The 23407-nt window shown below is 39.3% G+C and carries 23 protein-coding genes; 15 read left to right on the top strand and 8 right to left on the bottom strand.

The features are described 5' to 3' along the window. The first annotated feature begins 8 nt into the window (after positions 1 to 8). Together pgl and ACJV45_RS01315 are read left to right on the top strand one after the other, a co-directional pair. A complete protein-coding gene (gene pgl / locus ACJV45_RS01320; protein ID WP_419397483.1) occupies positions 9 to 830 on the top strand; it encodes a 6-phosphogluconolactonase in 822 nt (273 codons plus the stop codon). Positions 831 to 1092: 262 nt separating this feature from the next. Continuing rightward, on the top strand, positions 1093 to 2430 hold the full coding sequence (locus ACJV45_RS01315) for an ATP-binding protein (protein ID WP_419397482.1): 1338 nt from the start codon (positions 1093 to 1095) through the stop codon (positions 2428 to 2430). Between the two features lie 89 nt (positions 2431 to 2519). Here the strand turns inward: ACJV45_RS01315 and gndA are convergent, their stop codons facing one another. Next, entirely contained in the window at positions 2520 to 3980 is a 1461-nt protein-coding gene (gene gndA / locus ACJV45_RS01310) for an NADP-dependent phosphogluconate dehydrogenase (RefSeq protein ID WP_419397481.1), read from the bottom strand. Positions 3981 to 4385: 405 nt separating this feature from the next. On the opposite strand from gndA, the gene ACJV45_RS01305 reads away from it, so the two are divergent. The 8 genes from ACJV45_RS01305 (at position 4386) to ACJV45_RS01270 (ending at position 10988) form a co-directional block, all read left to right on the top strand. Next, on the top strand, positions 4386 to 4643 hold the full coding sequence (locus ACJV45_RS01305; protein WP_016812069.1) for a glutaredoxin family protein: 258 nt from the start codon (positions 4386 to 4388) through the stop codon (positions 4641 to 4643). Positions 4644 to 4696: 53 nt separating this feature from the next. Beyond that, positions 4697 to 5191: a class Ib ribonucleoside-diphosphate reductase assembly flavoprotein NrdI gene (gene nrdI / locus ACJV45_RS01300; protein WP_285067712.1), complete on the top strand. Its 495-nt coding sequence runs from the start codon at positions 4697 to 4699 to the stop codon at positions 5189 to 5191. A 78-nt stretch (positions 5192 to 5269) separates the two neighbouring features. Next, positions 5270 to 7492 carry a class 1b ribonucleoside-diphosphate reductase subunit alpha gene (gene nrdE / locus ACJV45_RS01295; protein WP_419397480.1) on the top strand — a complete coding sequence of 741 codons (2223 nt, stop codon included), beginning with the start codon at positions 5270 to 5272 and terminating at the stop codon, positions 7490 to 7492. A gap of 82 nt (positions 7493 to 7574) precedes the next feature. Then, positions 7575 to 8654, top strand: a complete 1080-nt coding sequence (nrdF, locus tag ACJV45_RS01290; protein ID WP_016635885.1) for a class 1b ribonucleoside-diphosphate reductase subunit beta — start codon at positions 7575 to 7577, stop codon at positions 8652 to 8654. 275 nt (positions 8655 to 8929) lie between these two features. Further along, a complete protein-coding gene (locus ACJV45_RS01285) occupies positions 8930 to 9520 on the top strand; it encodes a type IV toxin-antitoxin system AbiEi family antitoxin domain-containing protein (protein WP_020761744.1) in 591 nt (196 codons plus the stop codon). Beyond that, a complete protein-coding gene (locus ACJV45_RS01280; RefSeq protein WP_004124363.1) occupies positions 9517 to 10362 on the top strand; it encodes a nucleotidyl transferase AbiEii/AbiGii toxin family protein in 846 nt (281 codons plus the stop codon). Before ACJV45_RS01285 ends, ACJV45_RS01280 begins: the two co-directional genes overlap by 4 nt. 162 nt (positions 10363 to 10524) lie before the next feature. Continuing rightward, entirely contained in the window at positions 10525 to 10818 is a 294-nt protein-coding gene (locus ACJV45_RS01275) for a DUF2089 family protein (RefSeq protein ID WP_004114263.1), read from the top strand. Beyond that, on the top strand, positions 10815 to 10988 hold the full coding sequence (locus tag ACJV45_RS01270) for a hypothetical protein (protein WP_004110365.1): 174 nt from the start codon (positions 10815 to 10817) through the stop codon (positions 10986 to 10988). The genes ACJV45_RS01275 and ACJV45_RS01270 overlap by 4 nt, the downstream gene beginning before the upstream one ends. 94 nt (positions 10989 to 11082) lie before the next feature. Here the strand turns inward: ACJV45_RS01270 and ACJV45_RS01265 are convergent, their stop codons facing one another. From ACJV45_RS01265 to ACJV45_RS01255, 3 genes are all read right to left on the bottom strand, one after another. Further along, positions 11083 to 11754: an ABC transporter ATP-binding protein gene (locus ACJV45_RS01265; protein WP_415695509.1), complete on the bottom strand. Its 672-nt coding sequence runs from the start codon at positions 11752 to 11754 to the stop codon at positions 11083 to 11085. 6 nt (positions 11755 to 11760) lie between these two features. Next, positions 11761 to 13959 (bottom strand): hypothetical protein, encoded by a 2199-nt coding sequence (locus ACJV45_RS01260; RefSeq protein ID WP_419397479.1) that lies wholly within the window; start codon positions 13957 to 13959, stop codon positions 11761 to 11763. Between the two features lie 416 nt (positions 13960 to 14375). Further along, positions 14376 to 15827 (bottom strand): ATP-binding protein, encoded by a 1452-nt coding sequence (locus tag ACJV45_RS01255; protein WP_419397478.1) that lies wholly within the window; start codon positions 15825 to 15827, stop codon positions 14376 to 14378. Between the two features lie 404 nt (positions 15828 to 16231). Here ACJV45_RS01255 and ACJV45_RS01250 point away from each other — a divergent pair, with 404 nt between their 5' ends. From ACJV45_RS01250 to ACJV45_RS01240, 3 genes are read left to right on the top strand one after another with little or no spacing between them, the layout of a single operon-like run. Continuing rightward, on the top strand, positions 16232 to 16693 hold the full coding sequence (locus ACJV45_RS01250) for a hypothetical protein (protein ID WP_419397477.1): 462 nt from the start codon (positions 16232 to 16234) through the stop codon (positions 16691 to 16693). Between the two features lie 34 nt (positions 16694 to 16727). Further along, positions 16728 to 17381 (top strand): LuxR C-terminal-related transcriptional regulator, encoded by a 654-nt coding sequence (locus ACJV45_RS01245; protein WP_419397476.1) that lies wholly within the window; start codon positions 16728 to 16730, stop codon positions 17379 to 17381. Between the two features lie 34 nt (positions 17382 to 17415). Then, positions 17416 to 18588 carry a sensor histidine kinase gene (locus tag ACJV45_RS01240; protein WP_419397475.1) on the top strand — a complete coding sequence of 391 codons (1173 nt, stop codon included), beginning with the start codon at positions 17416 to 17418 and terminating at the stop codon, positions 18586 to 18588. Between the two features lie 242 nt (positions 18589 to 18830). On the opposite strand, the gene ACJV45_RS01235 is transcribed toward ACJV45_RS01240, so the two are convergent. Both ACJV45_RS01235 and ACJV45_RS01230 read right to left on the bottom strand, forming a co-directional pair. After that, positions 18831 to 20063 (bottom strand): histidine kinase, encoded by a 1233-nt coding sequence (locus ACJV45_RS01235; protein ID WP_419397474.1) that lies wholly within the window; start codon positions 20061 to 20063, stop codon positions 18831 to 18833. Then, a complete protein-coding gene (locus tag ACJV45_RS01230) occupies positions 20057 to 20797 on the bottom strand; it encodes a LuxR C-terminal-related transcriptional regulator (RefSeq protein WP_419397473.1) in 741 nt (246 codons plus the stop codon). The genes ACJV45_RS01235 and ACJV45_RS01230 overlap by 7 nt, the downstream gene beginning before the upstream one ends. Before the next feature lie 192 nt (positions 20798 to 20989). Here ACJV45_RS01230 and ACJV45_RS01225 point away from each other — a divergent pair, with 192 nt between their 5' ends. After that, the gene (locus ACJV45_RS01225; RefSeq protein ID WP_004122765.1) at positions 20990 to 21493 is read left to right on the top strand and encodes a hypothetical protein; all 504 of its coding nucleotides are present in this window, start codon (positions 20990 to 20992) and stop codon (positions 21491 to 21493) included. 41 nt (positions 21494 to 21534) lie between these two features. Here the strand turns inward: ACJV45_RS01225 and ACJV45_RS01220 are convergent, their stop codons facing one another. Continuing rightward, positions 21535 to 21882, bottom strand: a complete 348-nt coding sequence (locus tag ACJV45_RS01220) for a hypothetical protein (RefSeq protein ID WP_004122763.1) — start codon at positions 21880 to 21882, stop codon at positions 21535 to 21537. 235 nt (positions 21883 to 22117) lie between these two features. Between ACJV45_RS01220 and ACJV45_RS01215 the strand changes: the two genes are divergently transcribed. After that, entirely contained in the window at positions 22118 to 22354 is a 237-nt protein-coding gene (locus ACJV45_RS01215) for a hypothetical protein (RefSeq protein ID WP_419397472.1), read from the top strand. A gap of 128 nt (positions 22355 to 22482) precedes the next feature. Here ACJV45_RS01215 and ACJV45_RS01210 read toward each other — a convergent pair whose 3' ends face one another. Beyond that, positions 22483 to 23253, bottom strand: coding sequence for a DUF3800 domain-containing protein (locus ACJV45_RS01210; protein WP_016812092.1), 771 nt, complete (start codon positions 23251 to 23253; stop codon positions 22483 to 22485). Positions 23254 to 23407 lie beyond the last annotated feature (154 nt).

The raw sequence follows: 23407 nt of genomic DNA, 5'->3' as shown, positions 1-23407 counted from the left end.
GATTCATTATGGCTGAAGATTTTAGATTTGCACACAACGCAACCGTATACGGATACAATAATCAGGATATTCTAGCTGCAGTTGCCGCACAAAAACTTGTGACTTTGATTATGCAATGGCAAAACAATGTTGAAAATCTTAATAAGCCATTCCATCTTTTGCTAACAGGTGGAACAGATTCGATTCGCATGTTTCAAATGCTAGCTAGCAATCCGTTACTTCCAGCAATCAACTGGTCTAATGTGCATATTTGGTGGGCAGATGAACGTTTTGTAGCTTATAACAGCGACGATCGCAATGCGCGCAAGGCTCGCGAGCTACTTCTTAACATGCTTAGCGATCACAAAGTTTTGCAGGAGTCTCATATTCACGAAATGCCTGCAGATGAGCGCAATGCACAAGAAATTTCGAGTGCTAGCGACGCTGAAAATGATGCGATTTTAGACGCTTCAGCACGCGATTACGAAGAAGAAATTATAGAATTACTTGGGCCAGAGCCTCACTTTGATTTGGCGATTCTTGGCATGGGACCAGATGCGCATATGGCTTCACTTTTCCCAGGATTACCACAGATTCATAATCGCGAGCGCATTGTTGTTGGCGTGAATCACTCCCCTAAGCAGCCGCCAATGCGATTATCGCTTACAGTTCCTGTGCTGGCTCACAGTCGCCGAACTTGGTTTTTAACAGCTGGCGAGCAAAAAGGAAAGGCTTTAATGAATTCACTTTCTGGAGCTAATAACCCAGACTATCCTGCGTCTTTTGCCAACGGCACGGATGAAATCGCATGGCTAACCACTGCCGAAACTTTGCGCGCTGCAATTCAGTAATCTGCATAATATTCAATCAACTAAAAATTGAATAAACATAGCCTAGATGTCGCATTTGCGAAAATATGGCTTTCAAAACATAGCGCATTGGGGAAAAACAGCCCCTAAAAACATGGCGCATTTGGGAAAATCCACTTGACAAAACATGGCGCATTTGGGAAAATCTTTATAAAACCATTGAAATATCAAGGAAAACTACACTCTGCAACAATTGAACAAATCAAGCACAAATTTATAATCCAAGAAAGAGCGCAAAAACCACATGTTTGATAGAAAGATATACAAAGAAATGCTGAAATGGAAGCATGAATATGCACCAAATTATGCGCTTTTTCTTAAGGGAGCAAGACGAGTCGGTAAAACAACGTTAGCAGAAAAGCTTGGAAAAGAAGAATACAAGTCTTATATTCTGATTCGTTTCGATCAAACCGAAGAAGATATTAAGCAGCTTTTTATAAACAGTCTAAGAGATTTAGATACTCTATTTAACACGATACAGTTAGCTTACAATACCAGACTTTATAAGCGAGAATCTCTTATAATACTTGATGAAATACAATTATTCCCACAAGCGCGGCAAGCAATAAAAACTCTACTTGAAGACGCTCGCTATGATTACATTGAAACAGGATCGCTTGCTTCTATTACAAAGAAGAGCAAGGATATTCTAATACCTTCAGAAGAGTACACATTAGAAGTACTGCCACTTGATTATGAAGAATACTTATCAGCGAACGGCAACGACCTGATTTTCCCCACTATCAAAAATCACTTTGAATCACTCAAACCTATGGGCAGTATGCACCAGAGCATAATGAAGTCTTTCAGAGAATACATGCTGGTTGGTGGAATGCCACAAGCTGTTCAAGCATACGTTGATACAAAAGATTTTGCGAAGGTTGATTTTGCTAAACAGCAAATAATCAATCTTTATAAGCAAGATATGCAAGATCAGGAAGAAGAGAACCCTAGTTACGTAACTAATTTTTTCGATAGAATTCCTGCAGAGCTTTCCAAACACGACAAGCGTTACGTGCTATCCCACGTAGACTCCAACGCGCGTATTAAAGAGTATAGGAATCCAATACGTTGGCTAGAAGAAGCAATGATAATAAATATTGCAAACAGCGTTGAAGACCCAAGTGTAGCTTTGAATCTATCTACTATCAACCCTTCCTTCAAATGTTACATGATGGACACAGGACTTTTAACTTCATTAGCATACAAAGATAGACCTTACTTAGAAAATGAACTTTATAAGGCAATCCTGCTAGACAAATTACACATTAATGAAGGAATGATAATAGAAAATATTGTCTCACAGTGTTTAAAAGCAAATGGACACAACGCGTATTTTTACAAAAAAACAAGTACCGATACCAAAAAAACAGTAATGGAAATAGATTTTCTCTTACGAAAAAATAACAAGATTATTCCAGTAGAAGTTAAATCTGGCAGTAGCAAAAGTGTAAAGTCAATTACAAACTTTATGGAGACTTTTAGTAAAACCAGTAGAGAAGGAATCGTGCTTCACCACGGAGAAATTAAACGAGAAGGCAAACTGCTTTACCTACCGTACTACATAGCTTCTGTGTTGTAAAAACAAAGCGTCGCATGCAGAATAACAACGCATGTGACGCTTTTTACATAATTGACATTTTAAATTTTATATATGCACTTTTACATGCACTAATCTTGCTTTACTTCTGGGCGATTAGGCTCTGCCCACAAAGTGTGGAATACGCCTGGCTCGTCAATACGACCGTAAGTGTGAGCGCCAAAGAAATCGCGCTGAGCTTGAATAAGCGATGCTGGCAAACGCTTAGAACGCAAGCCATCGTAGTATGCAAGCAAGCTGGAGAACGCTGGAACAGGAACACCGTGCTCCACTGCGCGCGCAATAACACGACGCCAAGCAGCCTGAGACTTTTCAATAGCATCCTTAAAGTAAGGAGCAAAAAGCAGAGAAACGCTTGCCTCACCGGACTCAAAAGCCTCAGAAACGCGGTTCAAGAACTGAGCGCGAATAATGCAACCACCACGCCAAATGCGAGCAACAGCAGCCTGGTCAATCTTCCAATCATGTTCAATAGCCGCGGCTGCAATCTCATCGAAGCCCTGAGCATAAGAAACAATCTTAGAAGCGTACAAAGCTTGGCGAATATCCTCAATAAATGCCTCGCGCTCAGCATCGTTCAAATCAAAATGCATATCTGGACCAGTCAAACCTTGGTTTTCTGCAGCTTCTCGCAAAGCAACCTGGCTTGAAAGTCCGCGAGCAAACACAGCTTCCGCAATACCAGTTACAGGGATTCCAAGCGAAAGCGCAGATTGCACAGTCCAAGTACCAGTGCCCTTCATACCAGCGTGATCCACCATCATTTCAACCAAAGGCTTACCAGTCTTAGCGTCTTTCTGACGCAAAACATCAGCCGTAATCTCAATCAAATAAGAATCAAGCTCACCCTTGTTCCACTCGCTGAACACGTCCGCAATTTCGTCGGACTTCATTCCCAAACCGCGAAGCATTAAATCATAGCTTTCTGCAATAAGCTGCATATCCGAGTACTCGATGCCATTGTGAACCATCTTCACAAAGTGGCCAGCACCATCGGTGCCGATATGAGTTACGCAAGGCTCACCTTCTGCAACAGCCGCAATCGACTTTAAGATAGGACCAAGAGTCTTCCAAGATTCCTCCGTGCCACCTGGCATCATCGAAGGGCCGCGCAAAGCTCCTTCTTCGCCACCAGAAACACCGCAACCAACATAATGAAGTCCACGCGCGCGAATGTCACGCTCTCGGCGAATCGTGTCTTCAAAGTAGGAGTTTCCGCCGTCAACGATAATATCTCCCGGTTCCATAGCGTTTGCAAGTTCTTCAATAACAGCATCTGTAGGAGCACCAGCTTTTACCATAATGATTGCTGTGCGTGGACGCTTAAGCGAAGCCACAAATTCTTCAACGGTTTTTGCAGGCACAAAAGCACCTTCACTGCCATGCTCATTCATCAAAGTTTCAGTGCGCGAATAATGACGATTATAAACAGCAACTGTATTGCCGTGATGCGCAAGATTTCGCGCTAAATTCGATCCCATTGCAGCCAAGCCAACAACGCCAATATTTGCTCTAGCTTGAGTTTCCGCCATTTTGCACCTCTATCTTTTAATATTTATAACAGTAATATTTATAACCGTTTTATTATTTTATGATTGTTTTATCTTTTAACACTTAACAAATCAAAACACACTTTTTTAAGTTTATCGACCTATATGCACAAGATAAAGCACATATTTAAAGATCACACAAGAATCGCGATTTTGTGATAAAGATTACATTTTTACTTTTATTCAAACCTATTTAAAAAGTCTTAGATGCCGCTTAAATCTTATAGACACGCGTGCTGGCTCAAATTTGGAGACACTAGATATAGTGATTAGCTATACAACACGCCACTACAAATAGTGTTAAGTGGTAGTAGACTGTTAAATCGTGCCAAAAAGCACGAAATAAAGCAAAAAACTTAAACACCACATAACGAAGGGAGACGAACCGTGACTATTACAGTTTTCACCAAGCCACATTGCCCACAGTGCGATGCCACAAAGCGTCAATTCACTAAGCTCGGCGTGAATTTTGAAACAGTAGACTTAACTCAAAGCCCTTCTACTTTAGACCAGTTGCGCGCAGCAGGATACCGTCAGGCGCCAGTTGTGATTACACCAGATTCATCTTGGAGCGGATACCGTCCAGACCTGATTGCGCAAATCGCAAGTCAACTAGAAGACGAAAATCTAAACGAAAACAATTAAAGCAATCAACAATCAAAATAATCAAAGCAATTAAAGCAATTAAGAAGCATAAAATGTGTGATCAAGAAAATATGTCACAAACAAGCGAGCCAGAAGCGCGCGCGCAAGGCGAATCAATCGGAGCTGTAGTCTATTTTTCTTCCGTCTCCGAAAACACACTACGATTCGTGAAAAATTGCGACTTTCCAAGCAATAATGTGAACGTTTATCGCATACCGCTTCGACCAAAAGAGCCAGAACTAAACGTACGCGAACCATATGTTTTGATTGTTCCAACTTACGGCGGTGGAAACATTAAGAAAGCGATACCGATTCAAGTGCGCAAATTCTTAAACAATCGCGAAAATCGTTCGTTTATTCGCGGCGTAATATCTTCTGGAAATACGAATTTTGGTGACGCATATTGCGCTGCAGGCGGTCAAATTGCAGGAAAATGCGCAATTCCAAATATGTACTCGTTTGAGCTCACGGGAACTGCGGAAGATATTGAAAAAGTAGCGCAGGGAATACCAAGATTTTTAAGGCAATTAAAAGAAGCAGATAAATAAAGATAAACAAACAAAGACAAACAAAATCAACCAGCGTTTGAAAAGCAAAACTAACGCACAAAGAAAGGAATAAAACCCATGAATAGCACGGATCCGATGAGCGAATCTACTTCGCTTAATCTTGATCACACTGACGACGCCAGCATTGCTAGCAGCACAGCCGATCGCATTCGCAACAGCCGCGACTACCACGTTCTTAACGCTATGCTCGGTCTTTTCGACCCAGAAAAAGGCATTCAGTTTGATAAAGATCAGGAAGCAGAGAAGCTTTACGTTTCGGGTTACGTGCAAGAGCACAGCATGAAGTTTGCTTCCACTCGCGAGCGCTTGAATTATTTAATTGACAACTATTACTACAACGGCAACGTTTTCCACAAATATAGCGACGAGTTTCTAGATAAGTTCTATGAGCACGCAGAAGCCGCTCACCACACTTTCGGCACATTCTTGGGCGCTTTTAAGTTCTACACTTCTTACGCTTTGAAGACTTTTGATGGCAAGCAGTATTTGGAAAACTTCGCTCAGCGCGCAGCTGCTGTTGCTTTGGAGCTTGCAGATGGCAGCGAAAAAGCAGCACTCAACTATTTGGACGAGATGCTTGCAGGCCGTTTCCAGCCAGCCACCCCAACGTTCTTGAATCTTGGCAAAGCTCAGCGCGGTGAAGCTGTGAGCTGCTTCCTTGTGCGTTTGGAAGACAATATGGAATCTATTGCGCGCGGAATTAATTCTGCTTTGCAGCTTTCTAAGCGAGGCGGCGGCGTAGCTCTTCTGCTTACGAATTTGCGCGAACTTGGTGCTCCTATTAAGCGCATCGAGAATCAGTCGAGTGGCGTTGTGCCTGTTATGAAGCTTTTGGAAGATTCGTTCTCATACGCTAATCAGCTTGGCGCGCGTCAGGGTGCTGGTGCTGTGTATATTAGCGCTCACCACCCAGATATTATGCGTTTCCTCGATACTAAGCGAGAGAACGCGGATGAGAAGATTCGTATTAAGTCGCTTTCTTTGGGCGTTGTGATTCCAGATATTACTTTTGAGCTTGCTAAGCGTAAGGAAAAAATGGCTTTGTTTAGCCCTTACGACGTTGAGCGAGAATATGGCAAGCCTTTTGCAGATATCTCCGTTACCGAACATTATGATGAGATGGTTGCAAATCCTCGTATTCACAAGAAGTACATCGACGCTCGCGAATTCTTTATGACACTTGCAGAGATTCAGTTTGAGTCTGGATACCCTTACATTTTGTTTGAGGATACTGTAAATCGCACGAATCCTATTGAGGGTCGCATTACTATGAGCAACTTGTGCTCAGAGATTTTGCAAACTCAGGAAGCAAGTACGTATAACGCCGACTTGTCTTATAGTCACGTTGGCCGCGATATTTCTTGCAATCTTGGCTCTCTTAATATCGCTAAGGCTATGGATGGTGACTTAGGTGCAAGCGTTGATTTGGCTGTGCGCGCGCTCACGTCTGTTTCGGAGCATACTTCGATTGATTCCGTGCCTTCGATTCGTCGCGGAAACGCGGAAGGCCACGCTATTGGCTTGGGTCAAATGAATTTGCATGGTTTCCTTGCTCGCGAGCACATGCAGTACGGAAGCGAAGAAGCTCTTGACTTTACAGACATGTACTTTATGACGGTTGCCTACCACGCCTATAAGGCTTCTCACGCTTTGGCTGTGGAGCGCGGCCACGCTTTTGCAAGCTTTAAGACGAGCGCTTACGCTAAGCCTGCAGGCAAAGGAAACTACTTCGATAAGTACACCGATGGCAGCCGTTCTCTTGAGCCTAGAACTCAAAAGGTTCGCGATTTGTTTGCCCGTTTTAACGTTGCAATTCCAACCGCAAACGACTGGGCGACTTTGCGCGATGAGATTTTGCGCGACGGCATTTACAACGAGTATTTGCAAGCTGTTCCTCCAACTGGCTCAATCTCGTACATCAACCATTCCACAAGTTCAATCCACCCGATTGCTTCTCGCATTGAGATTCGCAAAGAGGGCAAAGTTGGCCGCGTCTACTACCCTGCTGCATACATGACGAACGACAATATGCAGTACTTTAAGGATGCATACGAGATTGGCTGGAAGGCAATTATTGATACTTACGCTGAAGCAACTCAGCATGTGGATCAAGGATTGTCGCTTACTTTGTTCTTCCCAGACACTACGACTACTCGCGATTTGAACAAAGCTCAGATTTACGCGTGGCGTAAGGGCATTAAGACTCTTTACTACATTCGTATTCGCCAGAAGGCTTTGGAAGGTACGGAAATCGAGGGTTGCGTAAGCTGCACGCTGTAAACCTTATGGTTGTAAATCTTTCGCAAATTAAATCAAAAACTTAAAAATTTTATAAAACGTAAACACAGAATCAGGAGTAATTATGACAGAACTCAGCCCAACCGAGCTTAGAAGTAGCCTCGATAAGCCTTTCGGCACGAACCGCGTAATCGCAGATGACGCTATGATGGCAGCTTCCATCACTCCAGCTCAGTATCGCTATCATCACGGTTCGCGCGTGCGCCCAGTTAATTGGAACAATATTGTTGACGACAAGGATTTGGACGTTTGGAATCGTCTTATTGCTAACTTCTGGCTTCCAGAAAAAGTTCCGCTGAGCAATGATATTCCTTCTTGGCGCTCCCTCACCGATCTTGAGCGCAAGACCACTACTCGCGTTTTTACAGGCTTGACTTTACTTGATACCAGCCAAGCAACTATTGGTGAGCTTTGCCAGATTGAGCACGCTCGCACGGAGCACGAGCAGGCTATTTACACGAATATTGCTTTTATGCAGTCGATTCACGCTCGCTCCTACTCCTCTATTTTCTCTACTCTTTGCTCTAGCGAAGAGATTGACGAAGCTTACCGTTGGGCTGTTGGCAACGACGTTTTGCAGCAGCGTGTTACAACCGTGCTTTGCGAGTACGAGAGCGAAGATCCGCTTAAGCGCAAGATTGCAGCGACTATGCTTTCTTCGTTGCTTCTTTACGCGGGATTCTATCTTCCACTTTACTTTGCTTCTCGCGGCAAGATGATGAACACTGCAGATATGATTCGCTTGATTTTACGCGATAAAGCGATTCACGGCTACTATTCTGGCTACAAATTCCAGCGCGGATTGGAGCTTAGAAGCGAGAACGATAAGAAGAATCTTGAAAAGTTCACTATGAACTTGCTTGATACTTTGTACGATTTGGAAGTTGAGTATTCTGGTCAGATTTACGAAGGATTTGACTTCCACGATGACGTTTTTGATTTCGTGCGTTATAACGCTAACAAAGCTTTGATGAACCTTGGCTACCCTGCTAAGTACAGCGAAGAAGAAACCCACGTAAGCCCAGAAATTCTCGCAGCTCTTTCTCCTGCAGCCGACGAAAATCATGACTTCTTCTCTGGCTCTGGTTCCAGCTACATTATGGGCAAGTCTGTTGAAACCGATGACGACGATTGGGACTTCTAATCGCTAGTCGCTAACCACTAGTCGCTTTACTAATTAATTAGGTTGCTTATGTACTTTCATAAGCAACCTTTTTTATTTAATTATTTAAGAATATTTCCGTTTTGGAACTATTTTTAAATATCCGCGTACTTACTGAGTTATCGTGGCAGTTTTTGCTAATTTTGCAATTTTTGCCATGATAACTTGTTAAAAAATATGACGTCTGCAATTCTTGTTGCTTTTACACTACAAAAAAGATAAAATATTAGTATGAAAGCAACAGAAGTGAGGCTATTATGTCAAACAAAGAGATGCTCCTTGACTATTTAGATAACCATCATGGAATAATTACATACAAAGATTGTAAAACATTAAATATTCCAACTATATATTTAACTCGTTTGAAAAACGAAGGTGTTCTTAATCGAATTGAAAGGGGAATTTTTCTCTCTTCCAATGGTGATTATGACGAATATTACTTCTTTCAATATCGTTATCCACAAGCTGTATTCTCTTATGTTTCAGCTCTTTATCTTCAAGGTTTTACAGATGAAATTCCACAACATTTTGAAGTAAGCGTTCCTAGAGGATATCGTTTTAATAATCCACCATCAAATTTAACTATTCATTGGGTCTCAAAATTGTATAGCAAATTAGGCATTACTACAACGATTACCACAATGGGGAATAAAGTACGTGTTTATGATTTTGAACGCATTATTTGTGATTTTATAATAAACAGAAACAGTATTGATTCTGAACTCTTTGTTAAAACTCTTCAAGCTTACAGTAGGTATAACGGGAAAGATCTTATAAAGCTTCATGAGTATGCAACAAAAATGAATACATCCAATAAAGTCAAGCAAACACTGGAAGTGCTACTGTGAATAAGGCAAAATTAACAGCATTGTGTCATAAAATGTCCGCAAAGACTGGTTTAACATTTAATTCTGTTATGATTTATTATTTTCTTGAAGTTATTTTGAAAAAATTAAGTCAAAGTAATTATTCAGATCACTATGTTTTCAAAGGTGGATTCCTTCTGTCAAACATAATAGGTATCAATTCGCGCAGTACGGTAGATATTGACTTTCAGTTTCATAAAATGGAGCTTTCAAAAGAAAAAGTTAAAAAACAACTAACAGAAGTTTTTGCAAATTCAAAAGATGATATAAGTTTTTCCATTCAGTCTATTACAGCCATTAAAGAAAGCGATGATTATGGAGGATATCGCGCAACAATTTTGTGCGAGTTGGAAAATATTAAACAAGTTGTTCATTTGGATATTGCTACTGGCGATGTTGTTACACCACAGCCAATAAATTACTACTATAAAGCTATTTTTACCGATGAAACATTCCCAATTATTGCATATAACGTTGAAAGCATATTAGCAGAAAAGCTTCAGACTATTTATTCACGCAATTTTTTAAATAGTCGTAGTAAAGATTTTTATGATATTTTCATTCTTTTAAAATTAAAAAAGGATGATATTGATTTTTCGCAATTAGAGATAGCTTGCCAGAGAACTTTCTTATATCGTGAAACAGAACTAGATTTTAATAAGATAATTAAGCTTCTAGAATCCTTCAAAACTGATTATACGCAAAATCAACAGTGGCAAAATTATTCGAAAAAATATAGTTATACAAAAGGAATAACATTTTCAAACGTACTTGATGAGACTATAAACTTACTGAACATTCTTAGTGCTAAGCAAAATGACTAAATTTGTATACATTGGCGACAAGACGGCAATTTTGGCGACATAAAAATGTCGCTTTGTGCCATATCTCTCATGTTTGTTCTTGACAAACCCATACAGCAACTTTAATATTTTTAATAAAAGTTTAATTTAATTAAAGTTTTATAGGTTGAAGAAAGGGGGGATATGGATCATATTCCAAGATGGATGGCTAATCTCACAGACGAAGACATGTCGTTTATAAAGAACTTTGTATTATCGTCTGGATCGTTAAAAGAAATGTCGCAAATGTATCAAGTCTCTTACCCAACGATGAGAATCAGGCTTAACAGGCTCATTGAAAAACTGCGTATAAGCGACAATGAACCAGAAGACCCGTTCGTTCTTTTAGTAAAGAGTCTTGCTATTGACGATAAATACGATGTTGACACAGCTCGAACACTCATAAACGAATATAGAAAAAGAAAGGATGAATCATGAGCTATGCATTATTTGGTCCGATAATTGACATTCTTATCGCACTTGCTATATGTGCTTTGGTGTTCTTTATTGCAAGAAGTCTTATTCGATATGCGCATTCTCTTAAGAAGGACGATAAGTCATCTAAGCAGTCTGCAGAAGATAAAAGAATTGCGTTACAGGACTTATAAAACACAAAACCGAGTTATCGTGGCAATTTTTGCGAATTTTGCAATTTCTGCCATGATAACCCGAAATTTAACGAAGAGAAGAGAAGCAATGCAACTACCGAGCTAGCGCCTCAATATGCAACACACGATCACATCGCTGAGCAATCAAAGGATCATGTGTCACTACAAGCAATGTCTTGTTATATTCTTTATTCATCGCTTGCAATTGCGCAAACACTTTATCAGCAAGATCTCTATCAAGTGAACCCGTCGGTTCATCTGCCAAAATCAACGAGCCAGGTTTCAGCATTGCGCGAGCAATCGCAACTCGCTGCTGTTCACCACCAGAAAGTACAGCAATACGGTCATTTTTAGCATACTCAATATTGAGTTCAGCAAGAACTGCATCAATCATTTGGTGTTTAACAGACTTTGACTCTTTATTATATGCCATCGCAATCCACAAATTATCAAATACGGTTCGATTATTGAGCAATGCAAACGATTGAAATAAATAGCTAATATGATAACGACGTAACTTAGTAGCAGCAACAGAATTAATGGCTGGAAGTTCTTTGCCAGCAATCTTTATTTCACCTTTATCATAGGTTTCAAGCATGCCGAGAATGTTTAGAATAGTGGATTTTCCAGAGCCGGAAGCCCCCATGATTGCTAACGATTCTCCTTGTTGCACACTAAAACTAAGATTATGTAAAACCGGTCGATTCCCATATGATTTATAAAGATTGCGTACACTTATTAAAGGTTCAATACCATTGTTTTGCATTATCAACTACTCCTTTACCATAGAAGTAATGTGTTTATTACTCAAATAATATGTTTGTATCGTTAATAATATGAGTTCAATAATTGCCGAAATCAGCACATATATCATGCCAGAACGAGTCCGTTCAATCGAAGCAATAATAAAAAGTACTCCTTGAACGAGTCCCACAAGCAAGAATGGCATAGAGAATATGCGTAATAGCGAAAAACCAAGCAATCGTTTCACTGCAATACTTTCTTGATAGCATGCTGCAAACATAGCAATAATCGCTATAAGCAATATCAACATAAGCAGGGTAATAAGCAGAATTACGCTACCGAACAATTGCAACGTCTGCATAATCGTCTTTTGGTAGCCTGCAATGCATTCTCCTACTTGTAAGAATTGAAGATGATTATCATCAAGATGATACCGTGCAGTATAAGCGTCGCTCAGATATCGAGCTGCTGCTTGATCATTCAATTTAATGTAGCTATTGTCAAGGCCGCCAGCAAGTAATGATTCACTTTCAGATGCATTTAAATTATCGCTCGTCGCATAAAAAATAATAGGATCTTTTACCATAACTTTATGATGAATATCCGTAGACCAGTTAAACCACTCGCGAGAAGGATGATACGTGCGGAATGCGAATTGTGGATGCGCAGTAAACTTGGTCGAAACATCAGTAGACGTTAGGTTGTCTGACTCTTGAAGCCACCGCCTCATCGAAGTCTGCTCTTGAGGATTATACGTGTCGGGAATGAAGTAAATGCGCACACCCTGACGAGCAAGGTTTTTGACCTCGTTATCTACAGTAAACCCTTGATCTTGCAAGTACTTAGGAGATGCCACAAACGACCAGAATGGCTTAGAAGGCACATGCTTGTATACGCTACCATTGCGCCAATCTTGTAGTATATCTGTATCAAAGAAGCTTGTGTAAATAAGCCTTACTCCTGGCTTATCCTCAATAGAACGATACCATGCAAAAGCATCTTTGGAATACTGCGTCGATTGACCAGATACCGAAGCACCGTCTTGCCCTACGAGGTGGTGATACATAATTCTCTGGTTTAATACAGGATGCCACATACGAGCAACTTCCACACTTTTCGCCAACTCGCCTATTGGCCCATCTATGCTATGCACGCCTTCTAATACGCATGTTGATGCAATAGCATAAACGAGTGCAAGAGCAATAAGCATACCGCGTTTGGTGATACGATTACGAATTGCATCTACTGGTTTCACAGAAATAATCATCAAAATAACTAATGCACTGAGAAGCAACACAACTGCAATAACTGGCAACGCTATAATCAGCGCCTGCATTAACAATTGAATATTCCATATAAATCCGTGAGTAAATAAACTCATCACGATACAAACAAGAGGATATACGGCGAGTGCTGAAACAAGTATCGGCATAAGATGACGCAAAGCAAACGATGAACGCGACCAACCCAGCAACAAGTAGCTTCCCAATGTTCTATACGAAAGATACCCATCAGCGATTATCGTAATGCCAAGAAGCAACACTGTTACAATGCAGACAATAATAAAAGTAAGTTGATTAAAACTATTGGATCGTGCTATTCCAGATTTTCCACGTTGAAAATCTTGGTAGGTTGTACCAGCGATGCGAGCAGCTTGAGTAACTAATGCATGGTAGTCTCGATTGGAAAGTCCCACAATCCTGTAATCACCAAGCTTTGTTTTACTATTGTTGACGAGGGCATCTAATTGACGAACAACTAAACGCGAACCCTCAATGGAAATAGTGGGCAGATCAGCAAGCATATCTGCTTTTGCCATATCAAGTCCAAGCGTTTTGCTACTTTCGCTGTGCAATAATTGCGTAAAGGCATGCGATGTCAGAATCGGCGTTCCGAGATATGACAAGGTAATAAGGTCTTCTTTACCTCGAGGATTGCCAAATATGCCAAGCTCAAAACCATCTACACCGGCGTCACTCGCTGCCAAGCGCATATCATTACGAACCACAAAAGCATTATGCTGAGCAACAGTATTCTTGAGTAATGCATAAATTTGATCAGCTTTGTCTTCTGTCACACCGCGTAATGAAAAAAGGCGACTCGTTTGTGGATATATAGCAATACAATCACCCAAGGAGTCGTTCATTTTTGTCAAACCTAACAGCGATGCAAATAATGCAAGCAGAAGAACAAGTGCGCATGACAATGAACGCAACAATCGAGACATCGCATCCCCTATGATAAGTTATTCATACATACAGATTATTTGCAATCCCAATATGCAGTAGCACATGGCACCAATGCCATGGAAACTGCTAGTACTACTGTCGATGCAATACGTGAAATTTTCTTCATCGTAAACCTCCAACTTATTTGTCGGGGGGGGGGCAATGTGCCTCCCACCAACATGATAGATTTACTTGTTTGTTGTGTCAACAAGAAATGTTAAGGATGCGTTTTAATCGAGTATTTGGACGAAGCTTTGCACAGCAAACGCAAATAAGAAGTTAATCTGCGATGCAGAATGGTGTTTCGTTGCTATTTTATAAGAGTTATCGTGGCAAAAATTGCAAATCTAGCAAAATCTGCCACGATAACGCGTGATTTCGGCTGCGCGATATGGTCGTAACTATTGTCGCGTAATCAGTTAAAAAACATTGTTTGTGCGTCAACAAAGTTGATGCTTGTTTTAGCATGACGAGGATTGTAAGAAGTTGGATACTTTGTAAACAGCATAAATATTTTCTTATAATCGCTATTTTTTGCATTCTCAACTAAAGTTGCGCGCTGCAACAACTTGCTCACCGATTCGGCTTCGTTAAGATTATTACGCCACTTACATTCTGCAATAAGAAGCTGCTTGTTAATATCGTCTTCTGCAACAATATCAATATCGGTTTGCTCACGAGCAATAGGATCAGAACCCCACCATTTACCTAACTTAGTTGGTAAAAAGTCCATTCCTCCAACTTTGCATTGGCGCACAATCCACTGTTCGCACATTTTCTCAAACTGTTGACCTACAAAAGTACTAAACGCTTCATGCTCGCCGCCAAGAATGCTACTTGCGGCAGCGTGTGAAAGTCCGCGTTCGATCAATCCTTTATTAGGCGCTACAAACCTATACCAATACGCAAAAAATGGGTCACAAATCTGCCATAATCCTTTTTTGCAATGAAGTGGATTCATACCGAATGGAATATTTCTTTCAATTAACCCAAGGCCTTCTAATGTTTTCAAATACACGTTCACTGATGTAGCTGGCAATCCAATACGATCCGATATCAAAGTCGGAGTATGGCATCCCGTTGCAAGAGCATTTAGCACACTATTGTATGTTGACGGATCGCGCAATTCCTGACGCATAAGCATGTCTGGTTCAGCGTACAAAATTCCCGAAATGTTAAAACATAATTGCTCAAGATTTTCCGCAAACGAAGACTTATTATCTAACTGTTCAATATAGTATGGCGTTCCTCCAAGAGATGCAAAATAGTTGATTTTATCTTCCCAAGTAGCATTATTTGGCATAAGCTCAGATGCTTCAAAAAGATTAAATGGTTGTAAGCGAATCTGTGCGGTACGTCTTCCGTAAAGTGGACTCTTTTTGCCAAGCACTTCACTTTCCATGAATCCTTCGTTACTGCCGCACAAAATAAGAGTCATGTTTGTGTTCTTAAATTTATGATCTATTGCGACTTGGAATGTTGACGCTAAGGATTTATCTGCTTGAGCTGCGTATGGAAATTCGTCGAAAACTAGAATAAGTGGAGATTGAGAAGCGCTTTGATTTGCGTTGTTAGATTGTTGTGCAACAAAATCTAAAGCGTTGTTCCAATTATTAAACGATCCTGTAGTTGATGGAAGATTGAAGAAATCATACACAACGCGCGAGAAATCACGTAAATTCTCAATATTAGTTTGTTCGCGAGCAGTAAAAAGTATTGCGCGCTTATTTTTACAAAATTGTGAAATAAGCGAAGTTTTTCCTATTCGTCTTCGGCCATAAACTATTGCCATCTGGAACGAGTGTTTGCTGTTTTCATACAGTTTTTCCAGTACTTGTAACTCGTCTTGTCTGCCAACAAAAACCATATTCCACCTGCCGATACGCCAATAATTGCAATATTTTTCAGCGCATCTTATGGCTGCTGAATCTGCGCTCAAGTTATTATAATCGCGATTATTATAATCATAATTATAATAATCTAAATTATATTATTTTGCAATATATTCAACGCAACCGCACGTTATCGTGGCAAAAATTGCAAAAATCACAAAAACTGCCACGATAACTCCATAAGTACGCCTCTATTTAAAAATAGCTTCAAAATGTAAATGTTCTTAAATATTGATTGTTGAGAACATGCAAACTGCTAATAGTAAAAGTTTTCTAAAAGCACTATCGTTAAAAATAGGTACGCCTATTTGTGTAGATAAAATCTACACGTTAGTATGTTGATAATTTACAAAACAAGAATCACAAGGAGGTGCTTATTATGACTAATCCTTTGCGCGGTATACGAGAAGAAGATATCGTCAAGTATTTTAAAGATCACAATCTTTCAGTTGATAAGACGTATGTATTTACAATGAAATACGACCCTTGGTGGAAAGATTTAATCAAACTATTTTTGTTACCTAAATTATTCTATGTAGCGCAAGGCGTTAATGCGCGTATTGTTGCTGCCACTAATAATGAGTTTATTGTTGTTAATCCGAATGCCATTTTAGGCTCGGGTAATCTAGCTAAATTAGACGATAAGCATCTTCGTTGCATTCCGTGGAATCAACTCACTAATTTTGAAGTTATAAATAAGCCAACAACTCAAATAATTCGCTTTACTGCGAATGGTAAAACCGAAGAATGGAGTGTGCCAACGGAAAGTGCTAGCGTATGGCACTTTAATGTGTACAATCTTGATAATTTGAGAAAAACAATACAATCGCACATCTCTTGATAAGTGGATTCCAAAACAAGATACCATATATTGTATGAACACTACTTACGCAATTGTTGATAATGACACGCTTGTATTGCGATATATGCAACTTCTTCTGAAAAGTCGTTTGCCTGAAAACTTTGTTTGTGCATGGATGTGTTCTTCTGCAAAACAAGCTATTCATCGTTGCGTTACAGAAAATACTCCTGACGTACTTTTAGTAGATATGTCAATGAGAGAAATGAGTGGTGTTGATGTAATTAAAGCAATTCGCGAGCGCAATAGCAATATTGTTTTAATTGGCATTACTTCCTACATGCTAGATGAATACGTATTGCAAGTTGCTAAGTCTGGTGGTCAAGCGCTAGTGCATAAAGACAATTTAGCAGACGTAGTTGCAGCCATCCAATCGCGCGCAACAAGCTACGGTTGCCCAGAATTGCCACAATATATTGACTATTTTCACACTCCGCAAGAATCATTTAATATGATTTCTCAACTTCCGAAGACTTCAGTTTTATCTCCTCAAGAATCGGAAATTATGCGCTTGTGCAAACAGGGATCTTCTACGAAAGAGATTGCAGATCAGCTTAATGTGAAAGTTTCAACAGTAAACACGCATTTACGGCGTATTTATGGAAAACTTCAAGTCCGAAGTCGTATGCAGGCGCTTGCTGCGCTCGCAAAATATTCGCATGACATATAACGTGTAAGAAATTAACGTGTAAAAGTAGGTAGTTATGAAATTATTAACGCGTATGATCAATTTTTTGCCGCATGATGCCTGGCAGAAAATTGGAATTGGTGTAATCATAAGTTGTACTTTGATTCTTGAAATTTGTTCCTATAATAATCTTCATTACTACGCTAATTGGCATGCCATTACGGTTGAAATAGTATGGATTGTAATCTGCTTATGTATTGCAATCTGGCCTCGTAAAGCATCTTTTATTGTGCTTATTTGGATGCCGTTGGTAATTATTGCACCAAATATCAACTATTCATCTATGATGCTTACCATATTGATTTGTTTGGCAATTGCTGTAATTACTCAACCTTGGTACACCGTGCTTTCTTCTTGCGGAGTATCTTCATGGTTCTTTATTATCTGCGATTTTCAAAACGCTTATGTGTTAGCGTGGTGGCTTCTTATCACTCTTATTTCTAGCGCAATCGTAAAATACTATATTTCTACTATTCACCAACAACAGGAACAGTTATTTTCGCAGCGTTACAACGTTTTTCAAAAATATGCCACTATTGCCGCAATTCGCATGCACGATGAAGTAACTAATGAGCTTTCCAGCATTATGATGATGGCTCAACAATCTATTGAACCTCAAACGACTCATGACCAAGAGCATGAAAATTCGCGAGAGATTCTTCAACGTGCTACTACAGCTGTTCATAGAGCACGTAATATCATTTCTCTTCTTGACAATGCTACAACTGCAAGCACTGGCGATGTTATGCAATCGACTACATGTTATAAAGATTTTTGTACAGGATTACGCGTTTTATTTGATGGTGAGCAAAAGTCATTTGAGAAGCTTGGCTATATTGGTTCCATTGACTTTAGTAGTGATTTAGCTGCTGAAGATTCGAGATCAGCGCATTTGCCTTTTGAAGAATGTGCTCAAATTGAGTATATTTGCCGAGAACTGCTTGCGAACGTAAAAAAGCATGCTGCAAAGCCTAAAGAATACGCCATGAATGTAATGCTTAATGACCATGAATGTCATATTACGTGTATAAATAGTGCGCAACGAGGTATTCTTGCTAACTTGCAATTAGGATATGGACTGCGTTTTCATAAGATACTTGCGGAACGAGTTGGCGGAACTTTTAAAGTTATTGAAGATGGCGATTCGTGGATTATTAATGTACACGTTCCGCTTCATGTAGAGAAATAGCCATTGTGCAAGATACTTATTGTGCTTTCTCTTACGCGTTAATCGAGTATTTGGACGCTTTTTAATCGAGTATTTGGACATATTTCAATCGAGTATTTGGACGTGTCTGCTGCATGGCAGATGCAAGTAGGCGGTTAATTCGCAATGCAGAATGCTGTTTCGTTGCTATGTTATACACGTTATCGTGGCAGAAATTGCAAAAATCACAAAAACTGCCACGATAGCGCATGATTTGAGTGATGCTAGTTTAGCGGAATAACAACATTGACCAGCCAAGTGTCGTCATCTTTTTGCGCGCTTAAAGATCCACCTAAACGTTCCACAGATTTTTTATGAAACAGTAGCCCTTTGCCAAAAACAAGTCTTTCGCCAAACTTATTCAACGTCGAAATCGAATTCATGCACATTATTTTGCATTCGCGCTCATCAACAGTAACGTTCATAGAAAAATCAACGCTAGTATTGCAATGCTTACGAATATTAGTAAGCAACTCGCTGCACATGCGAATAGCACATTGAGCTTTTTCAGTACTAACAGTTGCAGATGCAGTAAAATCACCACTCCCCGAACTTTTATCAACCACTGTTATCGAGCCATAATACCCAAGCTGCTCGCAAATCTTACGTTCAGCCTGTAAGCGCGCGCGAATATTGCATAAAAAATCAGCCAAAGTCATGCAATTATTACCATTAGAACCATAAATAAACTGCGTGCCAGCAATACTAGCAATATTTGAATCTAAAGAATCATCATACTTATGCTCAGCTTGCTCAAGTAGATTAATAACAAGTCGCGTTTTAGAAAGCGCATTACGAGAATGCTCAACAATCTGCTCTAATGACTCTTTTGTATGCTCACCGCTCTCGGCATACAAAGCATCAGTCGCAAGCAATGTAATATCCGTAATCTCATTGTTCACATCGTCATGCAATTGCAACGCAACAGACGCAATATAAGACTGGAACTCACTGCGCACAATATCCATTTTTGCGCGATTATTTTCTTCCAACATGTTCAAATACTTGCGCAAAGCGTAACCGCAAATCATGGAAATAAGAATAAAACAAGGAAAAGTAAGCGGAATGTACGCCATTTTTGCAAAGTACATAATATTCAGCGAAACTATGTACGCACAAAGCAAATACTTCCACGAATCGTAAAAGCCTGCAACAAACATGCTAGCGATCAATGAAAAAAGAAAGCAAGTTGCATTTACGCCTGGTACTGCTAACGTTACGCAATATAAAATCGGAGTTACGAGGGATATTTGACGCGAAAAAGCAATCAAAAGAAATATTACGAACATCCAAACGTATTGGCACACAGATTGCTGCGGGTTATGCCACAAACCAGCTGTATTGCAAGATTGCACATCCATTGACACTACAAGAATCGCCAATATTATGAATAAAGTTCGCTGAATTTTCCAGCTTTTAACCAACTCAATAACGCGCGAAAATGTTTTCATTAACATGCGCTATCCGTTTCTTGCAAAAGATTCGGATGATTCTGCGGCGAATCATTAAAATATTGCATATTGCTAGCTTGCTCACGATTTTGCATTGCAGCAAATGCGGATATTGCTTGCACGCGGTTAGAAACGTGCAATTTTTTGTAAATCCTATGAATATGCGTGTTAATAGTGTTTGGCATAAGACCAAGTTGAGCCGCAATCTGATTTGTTGTGTAGCCTTTAGCAAGCAGATCCATGATTTTTAGTTCTTGAGGCGGCAAAACGCTACGCGACCTTGATTTAGAAAGCCTAATAAAAGATTCTTGCGGAGTAGCAAAATCGTAAGCAGCGTCTTTAATGCAACGGCAGCCATACACGTGCTGATTATCGCAATATTGCAAAGCTTCTGCTAGTCCTTTGAAATTGTCTTTAGCAACCATTGCTTGCCCACCAACTTGCGCAACCATAGAAGCGTAGGACCTACAATCGTACGAAGTCATGCCAATTAAAACAATATTGCTGTTTTGTTCACGAATTGCGCGTATTACCTCTACTCCAGACATGTCTTTCATTGACATATCTATCAAAATATAATCCGGAGTTGTTTTTGTTACTTGGCAATATTTCAAAGCTTGCACGCCTGATTTTACGCACCATTTGCACACGTACTCGCTTGGCAAAAGCTTGCTGAGCACGTTTCGCATAACCGCTAAAACTAATGGGTCGTTATCTACTATTGCATACGTTTTTGGCATAATGGCTTTCTTGCAATCACACGCTACTTTTCTTATATTCTACTTTATAAACGCGCGCAAAGTAGGGCAAATTGTGTAGTAATAAATGATTACAAGTAATGCATGTAAATCAAATTTGGTTATAATAAGTAACAATATGTGACTTTTGGTTGCGTTGAAATTCATATTCAATAATGATTGCAGCAGGATTATATGACAAAACGATTAGTAGTATTGCACTCCGCAGAAGTAGCTGCGATGGCGCTCGCCTCAACAGCTGCTTTTATGCGTAGCTTTGACTTTTTCGTTTTGTGGCTTGTACCAGGACTTCTTTCTGTTGCATTGTATTCTTATGCATATTTTTTCTTGCGAAAAAGCGTTATTAAAGAAAAAAATGCGTATATCGCAAATAATATATCTAAGATTGATGGCGCAGGCGCTAACAGAACAAGTAATGATGTTGAGAATATAGAAAACAACAAAGATTACATAATTACTCTTGAGCAAGAACGCAAAAAAGTCGAATCACAAAATAAGCAAATACGTAGCAATTATCTAAATAATTTAACAAATATTATTACATGCTTTATTTGTGGGCTTATTCACGTTCCTTGGATTTATTACTACGGAATTGCAAATGGCGTTGTAACATTGGTGATTCTGTGGCGAGTAATAAAGCGCCCACAAGGTCACCCTATTGATGAAAGCGATTTTTAAAGATTTAAGACTTTAAGGATTTAGACTTTAAGGATTTAAGCTTATTGTTGATCTTCCATTGAAAGATTTAATCCTTTTGCGGCATTGCGAAAATCTTCTATATGATCGCCATAGCCGTCTGCAATAATAGCATCCTCTTTTACAACAAAAGAGCCATTTTCTAGCACAATATATTTTGTAAAGAATTCTTCTAATTGCTTAGCTAATTCATCAATTTCATATTGTGAAAGCTCTTCGCTACTATTTTCCGCAAGGTTATCTTCCTGCTTTTGAATTTGATTAATGCTATTTTCGCAAACTTTTCCTATTTTGTTTACGTTATCTTCTGGCTGCCAAGAGTTTATGCCAAAATCACTCATGCTTACACTACCCATATCTGCGCTACTCATGTTTGTATCTCCTTGTATCTGTAACGTATTTGCGCAACATATTTGTGCGTTGCTTTAAGTCTAATTACAAACATTTTCCGCGCAATATTGAGTACTGAGTTTTGAGTACATCATATTGCTCGAGGGATTGCAATATTTATACTAGAAATACAAAACGCATACGAACGATAAGAAATGTGCGCGAATTAGCTACAATGCTCACAAATAAAACAGCAAATTAGAAAGAAGGCAACTCATGAGCAAGGACTCTATAAAACTTATTAAAAAAACGCTTATTTGGATTCTTAAGTGGGCAATATTTACAGCAGTCGAATTCATTCTTTTGTACGTTGCGATTATTTCTTATGATCATGATTTTGCACAGTTCATGCACGAATACAGTGATGCCATTATTCCACTTATGGCAGGAATCGGAGCTATGGCAGCAACGATGATTCGCAACGAAGGCACTATTCTTGAAGTCATGGAGTAAGGTGATTATGGCGCTAAAACGCAATATTGCAAACAATAAACAATTTATGATATAATCTTACTACGCCGTGACTGCGCCATATTGTAGGTTTGAGGTTAATCTTCAACACGGCGTCTATTTTTATTATTTCAATTTTCAATAATACGGCTGCCACTAGGTACAGCCACTACTCCAAATCCTTCCGCTTTACCTTGACTATTTCTACGAACGTTATTTCTTATCATATTATAAAAAGTTGAATCTCTTTTAGAACATTTTCTATAAACTGCTCCTGCAACTAAATCTGCAAACTGCACACCTACACTGTGATGAGAAGCTGCTATAAATAATCCTTCAATTAGATTGTTATAATCAGCTCGATGTGAGTCATGATTATTGAGTAGATCAAAATGGAAATCATCAAGTTGCTTATTTTGTTTACTATTACGAGCATCAATAACTATCATTCCATAAACTTTTGTACCAGCATTTTTACTTAAATCTTGAAGATAATACTGAAAACGTTCACATATTTTTTCAAACGCAGTGTGATACATATTTTCAGCATTGCCATCTTTATATTTATCGTAATACTCCTTAGTGTTCACTACAGCAGCAATAATTTTAAAATCTTCATTTTCCGAAATCAGCTTAAACAGATTCTCACGCAATTCATTCAATTCATTAACACTCAAATTAGAAAGAGGCGTGGTCTTGTTGCTTAATGGATGATTAATGAAATAACGCCACTTAACTTCCCCCTCAATCCCATATTTCTTTTTTAATCCATGCAGATTACTTTGTAATGATTTCCATTGCGATTCTGGAATGACTAATCCGCCCAAAACAAAATAAGGATTTTGCTCTACAGCATCACGTTTAGGAGCGGTTCCACTCTCGTCCAAAAAAAGAATTTGCATGAGAATATTTTATATGAAATATTCAACATTCTACAGTTATAAACACAGCACAGCTACTATTGCACTATTAATTAGATTATGCAAATATTTATAAACTATTGTATTTAATACAAATACGAGTATACTTTTACCTTCTACAGGTATAGTGTAGAAA

The organism is Gardnerella lacydonensis, from assembly GCF_048545055.1.
GTDB lineage: Bacteria > Actinomycetota > Actinomycetes > Actinomycetales > Bifidobacteriaceae > Bifidobacterium > Bifidobacterium vaginale_C.
This window is presented reverse-complemented; position numbering and strand designations above follow the sequence as displayed.